The sequence below is a fragment of the Prochlorococcus sp. MIT 1304 genome (genome assembly GCF_047305015.1).
Lineage (GTDB): Bacteria > Cyanobacteriota > Cyanobacteriia > PCC-6307 > Cyanobiaceae > Prochlorococcus_A > Prochlorococcus_A marinus_E.
This window is the reverse complement of record NZ_CP138974.1, coordinates 1,485,225-1,501,354: the sequence shown is the minus strand read 5'-3', so window position 1 is coordinate 1,501,354 and position 16,130 is coordinate 1,485,225. Positions and strand designations below refer to the sequence as shown.

Annotated in this window: 16 protein-coding genes and 1 tRNA gene; 9 read left to right on the top strand and 8 right to left on the bottom strand. The window is 32.4% G+C overall.

The window, feature by feature from the left end; genetic code table 11:
• The first annotated feature begins 13 nt into the window (after nucleotides 1–13).
• Complete coding sequence (locus SIB45_RS08585; RefSeq protein ID WP_011863140.1) at nucleotides 14–508, top strand: helix-turn-helix domain-containing protein; 495 nt, start codon at nucleotides 14–16, stop codon at nucleotides 506–508.
• A gap of 13 nt (nucleotides 509–521) precedes the next feature.
• Here the strand turns inward: SIB45_RS08585 and malQ are convergent, their stop codons facing one another.
• Nucleotides 522–2,045 carry a 4-alpha-glucanotransferase gene (gene malQ / locus SIB45_RS08580; protein WP_011863139.1) on the bottom strand — a complete coding sequence of 508 codons (1,524 nt, stop codon included), beginning with the start codon at nucleotides 2,043–2,045 and terminating at the stop codon, nucleotides 522–524.
• A gap of 247 nt (nucleotides 2,046–2,292) precedes the next feature.
• Between malQ and SIB45_RS08575 the strand changes: the two genes are divergently transcribed.
• Nucleotides 2,293–3,288 (top strand): ribose-phosphate pyrophosphokinase, encoded by a 996-nt coding sequence (locus SIB45_RS08575; protein ID WP_011863138.1) that lies wholly within the window; start codon nucleotides 2,293–2,295, stop codon nucleotides 3,286–3,288.
• A gap of 6 nt (nucleotides 3,289–3,294) precedes the next feature.
• Here SIB45_RS08575 and SIB45_RS08570 read toward each other — a convergent pair whose 3' ends face one another.
• Nucleotides 3,295–3,654 carry a hypothetical protein gene (locus tag SIB45_RS08570; RefSeq protein ID WP_011863137.1) on the bottom strand — a complete coding sequence of 120 codons (360 nt, stop codon included), beginning with the start codon at nucleotides 3,652–3,654 and terminating at the stop codon, nucleotides 3,295–3,297.
• Nucleotides 3,655–3,798: 144 nt separating this feature from the next.
• Complete coding sequence (locus SIB45_RS08565) at nucleotides 3,799–4,338, bottom strand: hypothetical protein (RefSeq protein ID WP_011863136.1); 540 nt, start codon at nucleotides 4,336–4,338, stop codon at nucleotides 3,799–3,801.
• Between the two features lie 106 nt (nucleotides 4,339–4,444).
• On the opposite strand from SIB45_RS08565, the gene SIB45_RS08560 reads away from it, so the two are divergent.
• Together SIB45_RS08560 and SIB45_RS08555 are read left to right on the top strand one after the other, a co-directional pair.
• On the top strand, nucleotides 4,445–5,563 hold the full coding sequence (locus SIB45_RS08560; RefSeq protein WP_011863135.1) for a histidine kinase: 1,119 nt from the start codon (nucleotides 4,445–4,447) through the stop codon (nucleotides 5,561–5,563).
• Nucleotides 5,564–5,604: 41 nt separating this feature from the next.
• Nucleotides 5,605–5,677, top strand: a tRNA-Glu gene (locus SIB45_RS08555).
• A gap of 16 nt (nucleotides 5,678–5,693) precedes the next feature.
• Here the strand turns inward: SIB45_RS08555 and SIB45_RS08550 are convergent.
• The gene (locus tag SIB45_RS08550; RefSeq protein ID WP_011863134.1) at nucleotides 5,694–6,230 is read right to left on the bottom strand and encodes an SRPBCC family protein; all 537 of its coding nucleotides are present in this window, start codon (nucleotides 6,228–6,230) and stop codon (nucleotides 5,694–5,696) included.
• 181 nt (nucleotides 6,231–6,411) lie between these two features.
• On the opposite strand from SIB45_RS08550, the gene SIB45_RS08545 reads away from it, so the two are divergent.
• From SIB45_RS08545 to SIB45_RS08530, 4 genes are all read left to right on the top strand, one after another.
• A complete protein-coding gene (locus tag SIB45_RS08545) occupies nucleotides 6,412–7,524 on the top strand; it encodes an FAD-binding oxidoreductase (protein ID WP_041484700.1) in 1,113 nt (370 codons plus the stop codon).
• Between the two features lie 109 nt (nucleotides 7,525–7,633).
• Nucleotides 7,634–9,157: a glucose-6-phosphate dehydrogenase gene (gene zwf, locus SIB45_RS08540; RefSeq protein ID WP_011863132.1), complete on the top strand. Its 1,524-nt coding sequence runs from the start codon at nucleotides 7,634–7,636 to the stop codon at nucleotides 9,155–9,157.
• 2 nt (nucleotides 9,158–9,159) lie between these two features.
• Complete coding sequence (locus SIB45_RS08535) at nucleotides 9,160–10,461, top strand: glucose-6-phosphate dehydrogenase assembly protein OpcA (RefSeq protein ID WP_011863131.1); 1,302 nt, start codon at nucleotides 9,160–9,162, stop codon at nucleotides 10,459–10,461.
• Nucleotides 10,462–10,464: 3 nt separating this feature from the next.
• Complete coding sequence (locus tag SIB45_RS08530; protein ID WP_011863129.1) at nucleotides 10,465–11,844, top strand: cobyrinate a,c-diamide synthase; 1,380 nt, start codon at nucleotides 10,465–10,467, stop codon at nucleotides 11,842–11,844.
• An 8-nt stretch (nucleotides 11,845–11,852) separates the two neighbouring features.
• Here the strand turns inward: SIB45_RS08530 and SIB45_RS08525 are convergent, their stop codons facing one another.
• Genes SIB45_RS08525 through folD form a run of 3 tightly spaced genes read right to left on the bottom strand, consistent with a single transcriptional unit; the run spans nucleotide 11,853 to nucleotide 14,178 of the window.
• Complete coding sequence (locus SIB45_RS08525; protein WP_041484699.1) at nucleotides 11,853–12,332, bottom strand: divergent PAP2 family protein; 480 nt, start codon at nucleotides 12,330–12,332, stop codon at nucleotides 11,853–11,855.
• Between the two features lie 13 nt (nucleotides 12,333–12,345).
• Complete coding sequence (gene crtE, locus SIB45_RS08520; protein WP_011863127.1) at nucleotides 12,346–13,245, bottom strand: geranylgeranyl diphosphate synthase CrtE; 900 nt, start codon at nucleotides 13,243–13,245, stop codon at nucleotides 12,346–12,348.
• A gap of 36 nt (nucleotides 13,246–13,281) precedes the next feature.
• Nucleotides 13,282–14,178: a bifunctional methylenetetrahydrofolate dehydrogenase/methenyltetrahydrofolate cyclohydrolase FolD gene (gene folD / locus SIB45_RS08515; protein ID WP_011863126.1), complete on the bottom strand. Its 897-nt coding sequence runs from the start codon at nucleotides 14,176–14,178 to the stop codon at nucleotides 13,282–13,284.
• A gap of 74 nt (nucleotides 14,179–14,252) precedes the next feature.
• Here folD and SIB45_RS08510 point away from each other — a divergent pair, with 74 nt between their 5' ends.
• Nucleotides 14,253–15,725 carry an HDIG domain-containing metalloprotein gene (locus SIB45_RS08510; RefSeq protein ID WP_011863125.1) on the top strand — a complete coding sequence of 491 codons (1,473 nt, stop codon included), beginning with the start codon at nucleotides 14,253–14,255 and terminating at the stop codon, nucleotides 15,723–15,725.
• 7 nt (nucleotides 15,726–15,732) lie between these two features.
• Here SIB45_RS08510 and SIB45_RS08505 read toward each other — a convergent pair whose 3' ends face one another.
• The gene (locus tag SIB45_RS08505) at nucleotides 15,733–16,125 is read right to left on the bottom strand and encodes a hypothetical protein (RefSeq protein ID WP_011863124.1); all 393 of its coding nucleotides are present in this window, start codon (nucleotides 16,123–16,125) and stop codon (nucleotides 15,733–15,735) included.
• Nucleotides 16,126–16,130: the final 5 nt, after the last annotated feature.

The window sequence follows — 16,130 nt, the reverse complement described above, 5'->3', positions numbered from 1 at the left end:
CTTGTGAATATTAATGAATATTTTGAAGAATCTCTTTTTATCTAAAAAAAAATCTGAAAAAAATAAAGACTCTAGTCCTGGATTGGTTGATAAATATATAGAAATTGCAGAGTTAGTCAAAGAAGCAAGAATCCAACAAAACCTTACAGTAAAAGAATTGTCATGCATTTCAAAAATTCCTGAAAGCGTAATAAATTCTATTGAAAATAACAATAAAAATATTATGCCGAAGTACCCTTTTATGAGATCTATATTAATTAAATTAGAGGAATGCTTAGGATTAAAAAAAAATACCTTATTAAAATTAACAGTTAGAGAAAGAAAAATTTTAAAGAAAGGGGAAAACGATTTTCTGTTAAGGAAATTTGATCTTATAAATACATGGCAGGGAAGTCTTTTGTATTTTTTTATATTAGTTTTAACTATATTTTTACTAAAGAGGTACTTTGTTTTTAATGTAAATGTAATAGAGATTCAAAATATTGAAAATCAAATCATTAATAAATAATTTTTAATAAACTCTACTTTCGAGTTCTCCCAAAATTACTTCCTAGCTCACTAAAGATTTTTATATTATCTTCTATTTCTTCTAAAGATCGATTTAACTTCCATTTCCAGTTATTTTTTGTGGTGCCGGGTTTATTTAATCTACTTGAATCGTCTAGAGATAGTAGATCTTGCATAGGAGCGATAAAGAGATAGGCATTTGTATTCATGCCAATTTCTATTAAATCCCAAGAAGGATTTTCTGAAAATTTATATTCATCTTTTATTCTTTTTTTTGATTCATAATCTAAATATTCCCACCATGAAACAGAAGTAGAATTATCATGAGTACCAGTATAAACAACCCAATTTTCTCCTTTAATATTCTTAGGTAAATAAGGATTATCTTCATTACCATCAAAAGCAAATTGTAATATTTTCATGCCAGGTAGTTCAAAAAAATTCCTTAGTTTGATTACATCTGGGGTAATTACTCCCAGATCCTCAGCAATAATTGGTAGATAGTTAGACCCCAGATCCTTTTTTACTTTATTTAATAGTGTTTTACCTGGAGAATTTATCCATTTTCCATTAATTGCTGATTTAGAACTGCCATTAACTCTCCAGTAACCGGCTAACCCCCTGAAATGATCGAACCTCAATATATCCACGAGTTCAAATTGCCTTTGAAATCTTTTTCTCCACCAATTGAAATTAGTCCTCTTATGTTTTGACCAAAAGTATGTTGGGGTGCCCCATAATTGTCCTGTTGATGAAAAATAATCAGGTGGAACACCACTTTGAAAAATTAAATCTCCATTTTTAAAAATTGAAAATAATGATCTATTACTCCATACGTCAGAGCTGTCCCTTGAGACATAAAAAGGTAAATCTCCTATTAGCTTAATATCTCTTGATTTTGCAAAGTTTTTAATAGCACTCCATTGCTCATCAAGATGCCATTGTATTAATTTTTTAATAAGTATCTCTTCACTTTTTTTCTTGATCCACGATTTTAAGAACTTGTTATTTTTTAATTTAAATTCTTGAGGCCATTCCCACCAAGGCAACATATTAAACTCCTCTTTGATTACAACAAATAATGCATAATCTTCAACCCAAGAATTTCTACTTATCCATTTATAAAAATCTAGTTTTGTTTCTTCAGGTTGTGAGCTCCAACCTTGCAAGAGGAGGTAACCTAATTTTTTTGTTAAAGCATCCGCAACATTAAAGTCAAAATAATCTTTATTCTGATTTGTTGGTCCTAATTCTTCTTTATTTGAAATAAAGATAAACCCGTTGTTGATTAATTCGTCTATGTCTAAGAACCATGGGTTTAGAGCAAAACTAGATGGAGAACTATAGGGAGATCCCATACAGTCAGTGGGTGTAAGAGGTAAAAATTGCCAATATTCAATCCCATGCCTATGTAGTTTTTTTATCCAATCTTTAGCTCCTCTGCCAAAAGTTCCGCATACTCCTCCCCCTCCTGGAATACATGAAGGATGCATAAGTATGCCTAATGATTTTTTTGCAAGAACTGATTCTTTAGGCATGTTATTAATTATATTTTGTTTATTTACTCTTAAAGTGTTTTTAATTCTCTAAATTACACAATATACAAATTTTTTTTGATTGACAAATATTATTACTTCTTTTTTAGACTGAATCCATTTAAAATCTAATTTTTAATGAATGAGATCTAGCTTGATTGATTTAACTTTTGAAAAGATATAGAGATTATTTTTTGCGAAATTCTCATAAACGACTACGATAAGATTATAGTTTTATGGTGCAAATTTCGTGACAAGTTTTATCACGGCAATGCAGAGTAAAGAGTCGAATTTTAATCTAACAAATAGTAGATTAAGGTTAGTAAGTGGGACAACTAATCCTAAATTAGCTGAAGAAATTGCATCATACTTAGGGATTGAAAATGTACCTTTAATATCAAAAAGATTTGCTGATGGAGAACTTTATGTCCAGATTCAACAATCTATTAGAGGTTGCGATGTGTTCCTGATACAACCTACATGTGCTCCTGTAAACGATAGTTTGATGGAGCTTATGATAATGGTAGACGCGTGCAAGAGAGCGTCTGCGAGACAAATAACAGCTGTAATTCCTTATTTTGGATATGCAAGGGCAGATAGAAAAACCTCAGGAAGAGAGTCTATAACTGCAAAACTAACTGCTAATTTGCTTGAGAAATCAGGAGTTGATAGGGTTCTTGCTATGGATTTACACTCAGCTCAAATTCAAGGATATTTTGACATTCCATGCGATCATATTTACGGTTCACCTGTGTTAATTGATTATCTAGAAACTTTAGATTTAGAAGAAATAGTTGTCGTCTCTCCGGATGTAGGTGGAGTTGCTAGAGCAAGAGCGTTTGCAAAATTAATGAAAGATGCTCCGTTGGCTATTATTGATAAAAGGAGATCTGCTCATAATATCGCTGAAAGTTTAACAGTTATTGGTGAAGTTAAAGGTAAGACAGCTATTCTCATAGACGATATGATAGATACTGGAGGCACAATTTGTTCTGGAGCTAATTTATTAAAACAAGAGGGAGCTAATAGAATATTTGCATGTGCATCGCATGCTGTATTCTCTCCTCCTTCTTATGAAAGATTAAGTGCTAAGAATCTATTTGAACAAGTTATTGTGACTAATAGTATACCTGTTTTACATAAAGATAATTTTCCGCAGTTAAAAGTTCTTTCTGTTGCGAATATGTTGGGTGAGGCTATTTGGAGAATTCACGAGGAAAGTTCTGTTAGTTCTATGTTTAGATAAAAGAAATTATTTTTTCCCTGATCCTTTTAATTTTTTGAGTCTCTCAGTTTCAATTTTGAATTGTTTTTTAATCTTTTCTGGAACATTATCTGGACACACTTGAAGAGCTGATTCAACTAACTGCAGAGATGCAATAAATTGTAATTTCTTTATATCAACTGTTTGTTCTTTCTTCCTTTCTATTATTTTCCCTCCATGTTTTTGTGAAACTACTGATGCGAAAGTTGCTGAAGCTACGTTTAATGTTTTTGGGAAATCTAAATCAAATCCCTTTCTTGTCGCATTACACAAAAATGAAACTCCCATCCCATGATATAAATCTAAATCATTTTTATTTGCAGGAGAATTTTTAACATTTGCATTCAAGTTGTTAAAACCAAACAAAAAAGTTGAAGAAATTAGGGGGATTGCAAAAATTTTAGATATCTTAAAACACATATTTGATTCATTTTTAATTCATATATTAAAGATACCATTTTTTATTTTTTAAACTAAATCTGAAAATAGAATTTATTTAATAGTTTTAATTTCGTGATGATTTTCTACTATTTTTAAGATATTTTTGTTCCACGAATATATAACCCTAAATCTATGATTATCAGAATCTAAAAGTCTTGTATGTTCAAGGATATACCAATCTTTGTAAGAAGATTCAAAAATCATTTCGTGTTCGTCTACTTGTTTAATATTTGAAATACCTTCCTCATCACTTAAATAAAAATTTTCCCTCTTTAGTTGATGGCCTTTTAAAAATGCATGCATTTCTCCTCGTTCTTTATACTGGGGATTCTCGTTAAAGAACTTATATTTTTTTTCTGGGTACCAAGTGAACTTATAATGCGACTCCCATTGGGATTTACTTTCTAGAGCTTGAATATTAATATTCATAGTTAAATTATAAGTTTTTTGTGCTTCATCAAGAAAATAAGTTCTGTTAGATTTCCACAATCCAATATTCCTGGAAAACCACCTTTTTAAATTACTATTTAGGTTGATTTCTGGAGGGTTTTCACCAAAATGTAAATTTTCCTTTGGATTAATAGCAACCATATATAAATAAGTCCTATTTATTTAATAGCTTATCTGTAAAATAAAAATAAATATCTTAAGGTGTTTATAAGGATTAACAGCTTTTCAACACTTCAGAGGAAATCATTTGAATGATAAAAAAGAGTTAAAATTAATACTTGTGGCAGCTAGAAATCAACTTTCTAGTAATGACATTAAGTCCTTAATAGCTTATCTAGAATCAGATGATTGTGAATTTGAGATATCTCTCCAGATTTCTGAGCCTACAGAGCAACCAGAATTACTCGAATTACATAGATTAGTAGCTATTCCTGCCCTTATAAAAGTTTCTCCAGCTCCAAAACAAATATTTGCTGGAAGTAATATTTTTTCTCAGTTGCAAAAGTGGTTGCCAAGATGGACACAGGAAGGCTTAACAAAAAATCTTGGGATTAATTTGCAACCATCTAAAATTGATTCAATAAGAACTCAAAAAGAATTTCTATTAGAAGATGAACTTCTCGTTTTAAGACAAGAAAATGAGACTTTAACAAAAAGAATTGAGTCTCAGGAGAGATTGTTAAGAATGGTCGCGCATGAATTAAGGACACCTTTAACGGCTGCTACTTTGGCTGTTCAAAGTCAAAAACTAGGACAAATAGATATTTCAAAATTGCAAGAGGTAATAAAAAGACGTCTAGAAGAAATTGAACTCTTATCTCAGGATCTATTAGAGGTTGGAACAACCAAATGGGAAGCGTTATTTAATCCTCAGAAAATTGATTTAGGTAATATTAGTGCTGAAGTAATACTCGAATTAGAAAAATTCTGGAGATTAAGGAATATTGAAATTGATACTGATATTCCATCTGATCTGCCAAGTGTATTTGCAGATCAAAGAAGAATGAGGCAAGTATTTTTAAATTTAATTGAAAATGCTATTAAATTTTCTAGAGATTCTGGATCTATAAAAATCACGATGATTCACAAGACAAATCAATGGGTAGAAATAACAATTTGTGACAAAGGTGCAGGTATTCCTTTGAGCGAACAAAAAAGAATTTTTCTTGATAGGGTAAGACTCCCGCAGACTTCTGAAGGAACTTCAGGATTTGGCATAGGTTTATCAGTATGCAGGAGAATAGTACAAGTCCATGGAGGAAGAATATGGGTGGTATCTGAAGTTGGCGTAGGTTCGTGCTTTCATTTCACAGTTCCTGTGTGGCAAGGACAAAACAAAGAGCAACAATACTTGACGAAAGGCTAGCCTTACTCTTAGTTTTTAATAAGCTGTTATACTAATTTCCTGGCCCCATCGTCTAGAGGCCTAGGACACCTCCCTTTCACGGAGGCGACAGGGGTTCGAATCCCCTTGGGGCTATTTTCTAAAATTTAAACTAATTTATTGATAATTTTGCTTGCTTATCAACGGCAAGCAAATTTTCTGAAAGATCTTTTTTTAGTCTTTTCTCTATCATTCCTATTGGCATCCATTGACAACCTTGAACAGTTAGATCGTAAATTAATGAATTTTTTGAAGTATCTTTGATATTTTGAATTTTCCAACTACCTTCAAATTTTCTGAAATCCCCTTTAATTAAACTGAACTTTAAAAGGCCAAGCTCCTTATCTTCGAATAAATCGATGGTCACTTCAGCTGAAAATTTCATACCAAGAAAATCCTGAGCTCCAACTTGTTTAAGATGAACATTATTGTTTTTTTGATATATTTTTTTGCTTGATAATAGATTTGGTATGTAAAGATTTAGTCGATCATAATCAGTTAAGACATTCCACAAAGAATCAAAACTTGCAGAGGTTGTAAGTTGAGCTGCAAGTCTTCTCGTTCCTCCAGAAAGCTTTTCCATCGTTTGCTCAATTGTCTGGTAATCATTGTTTTTAGAATGATCTTCTGATTCTTGAGAATTATTCATAAATGAATTTTTTAACCAAATAAAAAATTATTTCTGTGTAACTATACTGATAAAAACAACAAATACTGAAAAATAAAAATAATTTCTTTTATTTATTCCGATCTCAAAACGTAACCATTTTTGTGAATACACTACAAATTAAACTACAAGTTGATAATCTTTTATAAAAGAAATCTTTAAAATGTATTCACAAGCAAAAGTAATCGCAGGCGGATTAGCTCATATACCAGTAGTAATAGCTGTTTTTTATTTTATACTCACAACTTTCAATAAAAGAGCTTTAAAATTTGTTGAAGAAGCCAAAACAAAAAAACCTGAGGTAAAAGCTGTGGAACCTAAAAAAGCCATCGTTTCAGAAACTGAAGCTCCAAAAACAGAGGCTCCAAAAGTAGTTAAGAAAAAACATGCAGATGTACCAGTAAATATTTATCGTCCTAAGACACCCTACGAGGGAACCGTCATTGAAAACTATAGCCTTCTCAAAGAAGGAGCAATTGGTAGAGTTAATCATATAACTTTCGACCTTAAAGATAGTGATCCATTTTTAAATTATGTAGAAGGCCAAAGTATTGGTATTATGCCTGCCGGTGAAGATGCTAATGGAAAACCTCACAAATTAAGACTTTATTCAATAGCTAGTACTAGACACGGAGATGACTTTAATGGAAATACAGTTTCTCTTTGTGTAAGACAGCTTCAATATGAAAAAGATGGTGAAACCATTAATGGTGTCTGCTCTACTTACTTATGTGATATTAAGCCAGGAGATAAAGTAAAAATAACAGGTCCTGTAGGTAAAGAAATGCTTCTCCCTGAGGAAGAGGATGCGAACATTGTTATGTTGGCCACAGGAACTGGAATAGCACCAATGAGGGCTTATTTAAGAAGAATGTTCGAACCAACTGAAAAAGAAAAAAATAAATGGAATTTCAAAGGTAAAGCTTGGTTATTTATGGGTGCTCCAAAATCAGCTAATTTGTTATACGAGGAAGATCTTCAAAGATACCTTTCTGATTATCCTGATAATTTCAAATATACAAAAGCTATTAGTCGCGAGCAGCAAAATACAAAAGGTGGAAGAATGTACATTCAGGACAGAGTTTTAGAGTCAGCCAATGAACTTTTCAACATGATTGAAGATGAAAAGACACACATATATCTTTGTGGATTAAAGGGTATGGAACCTGGAATAGATGAAGCAATGACTAAGGCAGCAGAAGAAAAAGGCTTGAACTGGTCAGAACTAAGACCTCAACTAAAAAAAGCAGGGAGATGGCACGTAGAAACTTACTAAACTTTGATATTTAGATTTAAGTTTAACCTTCTAAATACTTTTTGGTTTAGACACAATATGTAGCTAATATTTGAAAAAAAGAGGATTTTAAATAAAGAATAATAAAAATATGCCTTCAACTTTAAGTAATCCTCTAAGATTAGGCTTACGGCAGGAAAGAGTCATATCTCCACAATGCTTGGTAATATTTGGTGCTAGTGGAGACCTTACTCATAGAAAATTAATACCAGCCTTATTTGAACTCTATTTACAAAGAAGAATTCCTAGTGAATTTGGAATAGTTGGTTGTGCGAGAAGACCTTGGACTGATAATGAGTTTAGAGAAAAGATGAAAGTAAAGCTATCAAATAAAATATCTGGTAAAGAAACGGAGTGGGAACAATTTTCTAATTACCTTTTCTATGAACCTGTTGACTTACAACAAAGTGATCATGTCGTAAGGCTTTCTAAAAGATTAAATGAAATTGATAAAAAACAAGCTACTCATGGTAATAGAACATTTTATTTATCAGTATCTCCGAATTTCTATGCAAGTGGATGTAAAGCTCTTAAAGAAGCTGGCCTTTTAGATGACCCCAAGAAAAGTCGTTTAGTGATTGAAAAACCTTTTGGAAGAGATTATTCAAGTGCAAAAAAATTGAATAAAATCGTCCAAAGTTGTGCTGAAGAAAATCAGATTTATAGGATCGATCATTATTTAGGTAAAGAGACAGTTCAAAATATTCTTGTTTTGAGGTTTGCTAACACTATTTTTGAACCAATTTGGAACAGAAATTATATATCAAGTGTTCAAATTACTTCATCTGAAACAGTGGGTGTTGAAGATAGGGCAGGTTATTACGAAAGCTCAGGTGCTTTAAGGGATATGCTTCAAAACCATATGACACAAATGCTTGCTGTTACTGCTATGGAACCTCCTGGGAAGTTTGAGCCAGAAGCAATAAGAAATGAAAAAGCTAAGGTTCTTCAAGCTTCAAAACTTGCTGACGAAAATGAACCGTGGAATTGTTGCATAAGAGGTCAATATGGAGAGGGAGGGAATATTTCAAATCAACTGAAAGGATATAGGCAGGAAGATGGTGTTAATTCCAATAGCACAACAGAAACTTATATCGCGACAAAAGTTTTCGTTGATAACTGGCGTTGGCAAGGTGTTCCATTTTATTTGAGAACAGGTAAAAGACTGCCTAAAAGACTTGGAGAAATAGTCTTGACTTTTAAAGACGTTCCTGTTCATTTATTTGAATCAACAATAATAAATCCTGCCCCAAATCAACTTATCCTTAGAATTCAGCCAAATGAAGGGGCGACTTTCAAGTTTGAGGTAAAATCTCCAGGTTCTGGAATGAAATCAAGACCTGTTGAAATGGAATTTTCTTATGATGAATCATTTGGAGAACCATCAGATGAAGGCTATGTAAGATTATTAGCGGATGCAATGCTTTCTGACCCAACTTTATTTACTCGAAGCGATGAAGTAGAGGCAGCCTGGAAACTTTATACCCCATTAATAGAATTGATGGATAATTCTCCTTGGAAGTTACCTATTTATAATTATGAATCCATGACGTGGGGACCTCCTGAATCTGATCAATTACTCTCAAAAGATAATATTTTCTGGCGTAGACCTTAAAAATGAAACCTCAACTTACACTCCAAACCCCGCTAGAGCTGCCTTATGAGGAGATTTCTAATTACCTTAATAAATTATGGGTTTCAGAAGATAGTGATAATACTGGCGCTAATACTTTTACACTAATGATCTGGCAGCCTGCTTGGCTAGAACAATGTTTGGTTCAAAAAGGATTATTAAATGGACCAATTACTGGAAATTTAAGTCCTGAGATAATTGAAGTTGCTAAAAAGTTCATATTAGATGAGGGACTCCCAATCTCTACATCCCTTAATAGTGAAGAATTATTGAATTTATTGAAGGAAAATTTATCTAATAAAGACTTTGAAGACTTTAGAGGACAATTTTTTGAATCATCAATAAGTACATTGAATCCAAGAAGATTAATAACTCTAGCGCCAACGTTAAATAAAAATTCAGATATCAAAACTTTTGTATCCGCTTACTGTCCATTAAGTGATACTCCAGCTATGCAACCTATCTGTGGGGATTTAGTCGTTATTAGGGGAGACTCAGCCTCAATATCCAATAAAGGATTAAAAATAATTGATGAATTATCTATTGAGGAATTACCTTCATGGTTGTGGTGGAATGGAAGCTTGGATGAATCACCTGAAATCTTCGAATATTTTACTAATTATGGTCTAAGGTTAATAATTGATACTGCTCTTGGATCACCATACAGATGTTTAAAAGTTTTAGATCAATTAAATAATTCAGACAAAGCTATTAATGATTTAAATTGGGTTAGGTTGAAAAATTGGAGGGAATCATTGGCAATGATTTTTGATCCGCCTTCGAGAAGACCAATATTAGATCATATTACTGATGTTGATATTGATATCGCAGGGGATCATATGATTCAAGCTTTGTTTTTGATCTCATGGATTAGCGATAAACTTGGTTGGTCTTTTCTAAGAGTTGAAAGGGGTACAGAATCAACAAAAATAGAGTTTGAAAGAATTAATGGCGAAATAATTTCTGCGTCAATTAATCCTTTATCTTTGGGGAATCCAAGTATTCATTCAGGACAAGTGATTGGATTGAGGTTGATTTCAAGAATTAGTGAGGTTCAAAAAAATAACACTTGTGTAATACTTGGCTGTGAATCAGTGGAATGTATGAGACTTGAAGCAGGGGGAATGGCTAATATGGAATTAATAGAGCAAGTTGTTCCAAATTCTTTTTCTTCATCAGAGTATGACGTTAGTAAATTATTGGGTAGTAGTAGAGGTAATACAAGCCCTCTTTTTGAAAATTCTATTAAAATAGCTCTTCAAATATTTAATGGTTTTAAAAACTAATAAATGCCTTGTGTAATATCTTCTCCTTCAACTGATAGTGGGAAAACTACATTATCCCTTTTGATATCTTGTTGGGCGTTTTCAAAAGGTATAAAGATACAAACTTTCAAGGTTGGCCCAGATTATCTTGATCAACAACAACTTAGCTCCATTGGCCAACCTATTTGTAGAAATTTAGATATTTTTTTAAATGGTGAGGAATGGGTTCAAGAAAGTTTTTTTAAACATTCTTTGAAATATGAATTCTCATTAATTGAAGGAGCAATGGGTCTATTTGATGGGTTAGGAGCAACAACCTATTCAAGCACAGCAAATATATCTAAACTTCTCAATGCTCCAGTAATTTTTATTGTTAATGCTAGAGGTCAAGTAGCTTCTCTTTTAGCGACTGTTAGAGGTTTTAAAGATTTTGATAGTGAATTGTCAATAGCAGGGATTATTTTCAATAACGTTAATTCTGATAGACATAAAAAATTAATTGAAGAAGTTTTTAAAAATGAAGATATCGAAATTCTTGGTTTTTTGCCGTCCGATTCAAAAATAACTTTAAACAAATCTAATTTAGGTTTAATTTCTCCATTGGATAATGGGAAACAAATTGATATTGAATATTTTGCTAATTATGCGGAAAGAAATCTTGATTTATTTTCTCTTATTAAATTCCTGAAATCTCCTCAAAAGAAAATTTTTAATTCTGCTAGTTTTGAAGACTTTAAAATTGAAAAAAGTAAACCTATTGCAATTGCAGAAGATAAAATCTTTCATTTTCAATACCCCGAAACTAAGGAGTTTTTGAGTGACGTAGGTATTCCATTGATTTCATGGAGTATTTATGATGATGAAGAGATACCCAACGAGGCTTCTTCTTTAATTATTCCTGGGGGGTTCCCTGAAAAATATGCTGAGCATATAAGTAACTCTAAAAAAAGCTTAAATTCGTTAAGGAAATTCCGCGAAAATGGATTTATATATGCTGAGTGCGGAGGGATGATGATTTTAGGAGACTTTATAAAAGATGAAAGTGGTAATAATCATAAAATGAGTGGGATCCTTCCTTTTAGATCAAAAAAAAGTAAGCTCACAGTAGGTTATAGATATATTGAAGGTCTAAAAGACACTCCGATCATTAGACAAAATCAATTAATTAGAGGACATGAATTTCATTATTGGGAAATTGAAAATAATTTATCTGAACTTGATTTAAGAAAAGCTGAGCATCATATGAAACTTTCTTCCCCATGGAAAATTAAATCTTGGGAAACTGAATATAAAAATGAAGGTTTTTTTGATCAAAAATTGCATGCAAGTTGGATTCACTTACATTTGCCAAGTTCTCCAAAAGTCGCAAAAAACTTTATAGATGCAACCCAAATTAGTTTTTAAAAGGGTTCTTAATTTATTATCAAATCAAATATTTTTAGAGGTGAACCTAAAAAAAACATACCAGGCAAAGTAATTAATGGTCCTAAAAAACTTCCCACTATGACTTCAATTTTTGTATGGCCCAAGTTTTCTTTTAAAAGTAATTCAGATTTAGGGTCTAGTTTTTTTGATAGTTTATTGATTTCTACAGCTTGAATACCAGCTGATTTTCGAACACCACTAGCGTCATACATAACTATTAGTGCTACAGCAACTGATAATGCAAATATTGAGCTATCAAATCCCAATTCATAACCTACACCAGATGCAGCACCAGTTATTAAGGCCGAATGGCTTGAAGGCATACCACCAGTCTCGAACATTATTCCAAACCTGATCTTTCCAGTTGAAAAGAAATTGAATACAATTTTAAAAAATTGAGCTAGTAAACATGATAATAAGCTCCAGAAAAGAACTGAATTATTAAAAAAGGTAAAAAACTCAGCCATGAACTAAAACTATTTATCTATCTCTGTTTGTAATAAAGTCGGCTAATGATATTAAATGATTTGCATCTGCCCCCCAAGGTTCAATTGCTTTTTTTGCTTTTTCAACTAAATCAAATGCTCTTTTCTTTGACTCCTCCATACCAAGTAATTTAGGGTAAGTAGTTTTGTCGGCTAAAAGATCTTTACCAGCAGTTTTACCAAGCTTTTCACTACTTGAAGTTAAATCAAGAATATCATCAATTATTTGGAAGGCCAAACCAATTCCCTCTGCATATGTTGTAAGAGCTTGTAAAAGTTTTTCGTTAGCGCCTGCGATCATCGCGCCTGTTCTTACACAAGCCTTCAATAAAGCCCCAGTCTTATGAAGATGAATATATTCGAGAGTATCAAGGTCGACTTCTTTGCCTTCGCATTCTAAATCAACAACTTGTCCCCCGACTAGGCCTGGTGCGCCTGCGACTAAGGATAATTCGCCAATTACATTTAATAATCTATTTGGATCTACTCCAGGGCTTCTTAAAGAGACCATTTCAAAGGCCCTAGTTAATAAAGCATCGCCTGCAAGAATAGCTACTGCATCCCCATATACTTTATGATTCGTTGGTCTTCCTCTCCTTAAGTCATCATTATCCATCGCGGGAAGATCATCATGTATCAAGGACATTGTATGAATCATTTCTATCGCTACTGCAGTAGGAACAGCAAGAGAGGGCTCCCCTCCAGCCAGTGAGCAAGATGCTAAACATAAAATTGGACGTATCCTTTTTCCTCCAGCCAAAAGGGAATATCTCATTGATTCTCTTAATATTTCTGGATTCTCAGGGCCCAAGGAAAAATCAAGTGCTTCTTCTATAACCTTTTTTGTTTGTTTAAGATATTTTTCAAAATCATAGCTATTTATTACTTTAGTCATTTTATCCTTTTAGTAAAAAATTTTTCATCTTGGAGTTTATGGCAAAAGATCATTAAGATTTGATGATAAACCAAATTGTTTTTGCCAGCTAAAAATAGTATTCACAAGTAACATTGTTACGGTCATTGGTCCAACGCCTCCTGGTACAGGTGTGTATGCAAATACTTTAGAAATGACATCTTCTAATAATACATCGCCACATAATCTGGTTTGATTTTTATTGGAACTTTTTAATCTATGTATTCCAACATCAATTATTATTGCTCCTTCTTTCACAAAACTAGAATCTATGAGATTGGGTTTTCCTGCAGCCGCAATTAGTATGTCGGCTTCTCTACAGACTTTATTCAAATTTAATGTTTTTGAATGAGTCATTGTTACCGTGCCATTTAGATTCAACAACATAAGCGATAGGGGTTTCCCAACAAGCAAACTTCTTCCTACAACAACAATTTTCTTGCCTTCAATTTTAATATTTTGGGATCTTAATAAATTAATAATTCCTGCTGGTGTACATGATCTCATCGCAGGCTCATTTTTCACTAATTTCCCGATGTTTATCTCATTTAATCCATCTACATCTTTGCTTGGATTAATATGGCTGATTAGTTTTTGCTCATCAAACTTCTTTGGGATGGGAAGTTGTAGCAACATTCCATCTATATTCTTGTCTAAGTTTAGTTTGTTTATTAATTGTTCAACTTCTTTTTGCTCTATATTATCTTTTAGATGAAATATGAAGCTTTTTATTCCTACCCTTGAACATGCTTTTTCCTTATTATTAACGTAAACACCACTTGCTGGGTCTTCACCTATTCTTATCACAGCTAAACCAGGAGCTCTTTTTGCAATTTCTTTATTACTAGAAATATATTCATTTAATCTCTCCTCAATTTCAAGGGATAATTTTTTACCGTCTAATTTTAATGACATTTATGAAAAGATCTCCTTTTTACATCTAGGATGCCTATAATTTTAAATTATTCAAATAGATTTAATCATATTCTGTGCAAAACATCACATCTACTTTAAAAAAATTGTTTTATCTGTGGAAGAGGAGTCAAGTTCCCGTAAAACAACCAACTAAAATTTCAAAAATTGATAATCTAATAATTTTTTTAATATGCATTTTAATTTCAATAACTTCTTCTTATAAGTTACTTCTTACTTCCCCTTTAAATATTTCAAATATATTTTCCTGGATTTTGACCTTTACTGAAGCATTTGTTGGTTCCTGGATTTTGATCTTAGTATCAAAAAAAGAAAATCCTACACTTTCCTCAAGACAAATCATCTTAATCGTAACTCTTCTTTTGGCAGTGCAGGTTTCGAAATTAGCCTTGGCTGCAACCATAAGTCCATTATCTTTAATTATTCCACCAGCGTTAATAATATCTCAAGGAATGGGAAGCATAACGGCTTTAGTTTGGGTATCAATAGCAAGCATTAGTTGGCCTGAACCAGAAGTTTCTTTCAACAACAATTTATTTTTTATTTTATTAGTTTGCGCTTCAGTAGTATCTCTTCTTGGAGGGAGAATAAGAAGTAGAGCTCAGTTACTTCAACTATCAATTTTTGTTCCTATTGGCGCTTTGTTTAGTCAATGGATATTTATAGGTAAAGATAAAATTTCTTTTATTGAAAAACAAGAATTTGTTTTTGCTAACGACAATATATTTTCAGATTCTCTTTTGTTAGCAATAGTAATGCTTTTTACCATTTTATTTATACCTATTTTTGAATCGATTTTTGGATTGTTAACTAAAGCAAGATTACTCGAATTGGCTGATAAAGAGAAACCTCTCATTAGAAGATTATCTCTTGAAGCCCCCGGTACTTTTGAACACACCTTACTTATATGTGGTTTAGCAGAGGAAGCAACAAGAATGATTGGTGGTGATATTGATCTAATTAAAACTGGTGCGCTTTATCATGATGTTGGCAAATTGCATGCACCAAGTTGGTTTATTGAAAATCAAGATGGTTCAAAGAATCCTCATGATGAAATAGACGATCCTATTAAAAGTGCAGAAGTATTACAGGCACATGTTGATGAAGGATTGAAGTATGCAAGGAAAAATAGATTGCCTAAACTGATTGCTAATTTTATTCCAGAACATCAAGGCACTCTAAAAATGGGATATTTTTTTCAAAAAGCTAAAGAAAAAAATCTAGTCATTAATGAAAATTATTTTAGATATAAAGGCCCTATTCCACAGTCAAAAGAAACGGCTATTTTAATGCTTGCAGATGGATGTGAAGCAGCACTAAGAGCTATGAATATTAATGCATCTGATAAAGAAGCTTTGGAAACAATATCTAAAATTATCTTCTCACGTCAAATAGATGGCCAATTAGATAATAGTAATTTATCGAAGGGAGAAATTTTTTTAATAAAAAGGTCGTTCTTGAATGTGTGGAAAAGAATTAGACATAGAAGAATTCAATATCCAACTAGCAAGAATAATACTTTTTCTTAATTTAAATTTAAAGCCTAATACTTCTACGATGTTTTGGATTGCACCAATATAGAAGAGCTAACGTACTTAATAATGTTGTTAAAAGAGTAAACCCACCAATTCCAAAAATGTCTTGAAGAGTTATAAGTCTTACAACTGAATAAGGACCCATACCAGAAATTACCATTGATAGAGAAACTAGAGTTAAAGTTACTCCCCATTTTCTCTCAGCTAAAAGAGCCGCTGAAGAAACTATTCCAACAATAGCAGCAGGCCATCCAAGACTTATGGCAAGAGTTATATTTGCAACTTTTAGTGGAGGCCCATAACTAATTATTAATGCGATTATTGGAAGTGCAATTATGTTGCTGATTAAACCAACCCACGAAAGCGCCCAATATCCAAGTAACCTTTCTCTCATTATTT